Origin of the sequence: Nonomuraea sp. NPDC050202, from assembly GCF_040656115.1 — a bacterium.
Taxonomy (GTDB): domain Bacteria; phylum Actinomycetota; class Actinomycetes; order Streptosporangiales; family Streptosporangiaceae; genus Nonomuraea.
The window spans coordinates 1-3,953 of the sequence record NZ_JBFALF010000106.1; the positions used below are offsets into that span (position 1 = coordinate 1).

Annotated in this window: 3 protein-coding genes; all 3 read left to right on the forward strand. The window is 67.0% G+C overall.

Annotated features, from left to right (window positions below; all coding sequences use genetic code 11):
- Positions 1 to 145: 145 nt before the first annotated feature.
- The 3 genes from AB0I79_RS63125 (at position 146) to AB0I79_RS63135 (ending at position 3,886) form a co-directional block, all read left to right on the forward strand.
- Positions 146 to 1,252, forward strand: a complete 1,107-nt coding sequence (locus AB0I79_RS63125) for a tyrosine-type recombinase/integrase (protein ID WP_357896296.1) — start codon at positions 146 to 148, stop codon at positions 1,250 to 1,252.
- A 158-nt stretch (positions 1,253 to 1,410) separates the two neighbouring features.
- Positions 1,411 to 3,411, forward strand: a complete 2,001-nt coding sequence (locus tag AB0I79_RS63130) for a site-specific integrase (protein ID WP_357896299.1) — start codon at positions 1,411 to 1,413, stop codon at positions 3,409 to 3,411.
- A gap of 67 nt (positions 3,412 to 3,478) precedes the next feature.
- Positions 3,479 to 3,886 (forward strand): Clp protease N-terminal domain-containing protein, encoded by a 408-nt coding sequence (locus tag AB0I79_RS63135; RefSeq protein ID WP_357896302.1) that lies wholly within the window; start codon positions 3,479 to 3,481, stop codon positions 3,884 to 3,886.
- Positions 3,887 to 3,953 lie beyond the last annotated feature (67 nt).

Genomic DNA, 3,953 nt, shown 5'->3' on the forward strand with positions numbered 1-3,953 from the left:
TTGTTGTTACATGGACACATCTTGTCCCGCTAACCCCGCTGGTACCAGGATTCGACCGGTCGGGCGGGGAACGGGTCGACTGGCTCCGGAGGTGTCTGTGCGAGTACGGCAGCAGCAGAGCGAAGACGGCTTACACCAGGTTGAGTTGCTCGATGAGGGCGGCAAGCCGGTCGAGGTTGTTGCGGGGTTCCTGCGGTTCCTGGCGGCCCGGGACTGCTCGCCCAACACGCTCGTGTCGTACGCCTACGACCTTCGTCACCTGTGGCGCTTCTTCGAACGTGACGGTCTGACCTGGGAGGAGTTCGCGCCTCAGCACTCGATCGCGTTGCTGGAGTACCTGCGATCGGTGCCCTCGCGCCGGCCTCGGCAGCGGATGACGTTAACGGTGGTGGTCGACGCGGACGGCCCGGCGACCAAGCTGGCGCCCAGCACGGTGAACCGCATCCTCGCTGCGGTCTCCTCCTTCTACGAATACGTCATCTTGGCCGGGATGTTCGAGCGGCTGAACCCGATCGAGAAGCGCCCCGATCCTGCTCTGCAGCGGGTCTCGGAACGGCACCGGCCGTTCATGGGTGGGGCCAGCCGGCAGCGGCCGGTCCGCCGCGCGGTGCGGGTCAAGACGGTGCAACGCGTCCCGCGGCCGATCGGTGAGGCCCAGGTCGAGGCGCTGCTGGAGCAGCTGCGCAGCAAGCGGGACCGCGCCATCGTGCTGCTGATGCTGCAGGGCGGGCTGCGTCCGGGGGAGGTGTTGGGCCTGCATCTGGAGGACATCGCCTACGGCCGCCGCCGGGTGGTGGTGCGCCACCGCGATGACCACCCCAAGGGCGCCCGGTCCAAGTCCCGCTATGAGCGGGTGGTCGACCTGCACGAGCCCGAGACGCTGGCTGTGCTCAGCGCCTATGTAATGGAGGAGCGCCCCGCCGACGCCGACAGCCCGCTGGTGTTCCTGATCGGCGGCCGCGGCAAGCGGCGACTGGAAGCGTTCAGCTACGACGGACTGGCGAAGATGTTCACCCGCGCCACCACCAGAGCGGGAATCCGCACTTCGTGGGTGACCCCGCACGCCTGCAGGCACACCCACGCCACCGCGATGTGGGAGGGCGGCATGCGGGAGCTGACGTTGCAGAAGCGACTCGGCCATGCCTCTCCGGAGTCCACCCGCATCTACACGCGGGTCTCCGACCCTGCCGTAGTGGCCGACTACAACCGGGCGCTGGGCGGCCAAGGTGCCAGCAACGGCGAGCAGGTCTGATGGCCGGTCGAGTATCGGCTGCAGCGCTCGCGGCGACGTCGGTCACTCCGGCCGGGCGGCTCCGGCGACGGCACTGTCCCGATTCTGAGTACCTCTCCCATGTTCGTGGCCAGGACATTCACTCTGGTTATCGCAATCAGAAGATCCACTACTCCCGAGTGTTCAGGGACGCCTGGCCTAAGATCGCCAACTGGTTCGCCGCCCCGCTGGTCGAGCGGGTCGGCCGGCTGCCGGAGGAGACGCAGAAGACCGCGTCCTACCCGGTTTCCTTCAACGCCCGCCCTTACCTGGTTTTCCTTGGTCTGCGTGGCTACCTCACCTTCGACTACGCCTGGAGTTTCGGCACCGGGCAGATCCGCGTCGACGATGCCGCTGCGGGGATGGGCCTGGACCTGGGCACATCCAAGCTGATCGAGGAGGCGGTCGCCCTTGGCTACAACGCCAACTCGGCTCGGCAGGCGATGAGGTGGACGGTCGGCCGGATCGCTTTGCACACCGGCATCCACCACGCCAGCGAGATCACCGATGGCCACATCGCGGAGGCGCTGGAGGCCATCCGGCTGTTCAGCGAACGCGATGACCTGCACCACTTCTACCCCTCGGCGCAGAATTTCCTGGGCAACGCCGCCAAGCAGTGGATCACTCACCTGCACCAGCTGCAGGTGGTGTTGTTCCACCGCGGCCAGGTCGCCACCCAGCCGCGCAAGCTCATGCCGTCCTGGAAGCCGCCGTTGGTGCTGCCGTCGCGGATGCAGGCGGTGGCGGACAAATGGCTGGCCGCCCGGCGGCTGACCGACGCCCCCGCAACAGTGGAGAAGCTGGAGATCGCCGTCCGCCGGTTCGGGGAGTGGCTCGCCGAGCACGATGCCGGGATCGTTTCATTCGCCGACGTCACCCGCGACCACTGCCTGGGCTGGATCGAGTCCCTCGCCGAGGCGGCGACGGAGAAGACTGGCAGGCCGCTGGGCGCGGTCACCCGGATCCAGCGCATCTCTGGGTTGTCGCAGATGTTCCGTGACACTGCCGCCTGGGAGTACGACGATGTCCCCGGCTATGCGCCCATCACCGCCCGGGACGCGCCCAAGCTGCCGCAGCGCATCCCGCGCTTCATCCCCGACCACGAGCTCGACCTGTTGATGCCCGTCATCAACGACATCTCCTGCCCGTTCCAGCGGGCAGCACTGCTGATCGCCCGCTGGTCAGGAGCCCGCCGCGACGAGATCCGGCACCTGCCGATCGACTGCCTGGACCACTACCCCGACGCGACACCGCGCCTGCGGCTACCCGGCCGCAAGACCTATAAGGAACGCGTCGTCCCCCTCCACCAGGACGCCGCCGATGCCCTGCAAAAGGTCATCAACCTGCGCAAGAACGGACCGGAACGGCCCTTCACCGACCCGCGCACCGGCGAGCAGATCCGCTACCTGTTCATGGACCACGGCAAGCTGCTGTCGCTCCACTACCTGTTCAACACCCCCATCCAGCAGGCCTGCATGGCGGTCGGCCTGGTCGTCCCCGGGGGCAAGAAGAACGGGCCCGGCGTCCGCGGCACCATCTCCGCCCACCGCTTCCGGCACACCGTCGGAACCCAGCTCGCCGAACGCGGCGCCAAACTGCACACCATCATGAAGGTCCTGGGCCACTCCTCGGTCTCCATGGCACTCATCTACGCCCAGATCAGCGACCAGGAAGTCCTGCGCGACTACAAGTCCGTCCTGGCCCCCGGCGCGGTCATCGCCGGCCCCGCCGCGCTCGACCTGAAGTCGGGTGTCCTACCCGACGACGCCGTGCACTGGCTGAAGACCAACTTCTTCAAGACCGAACTCGAACTCGGCCACTGCCTGCGCCTGCCCACCGAGGGCCCATGCGAATGCGACCTCTACCTAACCTGCGCCAAGTTCGTCACCACGCCCGACTACACCCCACGCCTGCAGGCCCGCCTCGAGGTCGAACAACAACTCGTCCAAGACGCCGACGAACGCGGCTGGACTCGTGAGGTTGAACGACACACCGCCGTGGCCAGGCGGCTGCAGGCCCTGCTGACCGATCTCGGCGAAACTCCCGGTCATACGGATCCCCCTGCCTGTCATGGAGCCTGGGCAGCGTCGAACCCCGACCGACCCCAGATCGAGGACGATTCCGCCGGGTCCCCCTCCTGAGCAGGTGGTGTCCTTGAACCCTTCCCGTCACGCATACTGGTGCCAGTCGCTCACGGACGGAGATGCCATGCTGAGGAGGACGACCCTTAACCGGCCCCTGGAGCGTCTCCTTACGGCTCGTGCTCAGCAGGCGCTCGACCTGGCCAAACAGGAGGCCAGGACTTTGAGCCATGACCGCGTCACCGCCGATCACCTCCTGATGGGCTTGGCCCGCCTGGACGAGGGCGTGGCCATCACGACGCTCAGAAGTCTCGGATGCGACCTCACTACACGCGCCCAGGAGACAGGCGTCGACCTCGACCACATCGTGGAACTGGCCCGCCGTGAGGCCGCCGGGCTCAAGCACCGGTATATCGGCACCGAGCACCTTCTGCTCGGCCTGCTACGCGAGGAGAGAACGGCTGCTGCCCTGGGTGTTGACCTGCGACAGACCCGTGCTCAGGTCGTCAAAGTTCTGCATGGCAAGGCGCTCTAAGCTCGCTACAGCGATTCGCGACCGTTGGACTCCGAGCCGGGGCCGCTGGACAGTGTCCACATAAAGT

Bases quoted from the DNA above. Each gene is read 5' to 3' on its own strand.
- AB0I79_RS63135 (WP_357896302.1), top strand. From the start codon at position 3,479: ATGCTGAGGAGGACGACCCTTAACCGGCCCCTGGAGCGTCTCCTTACG.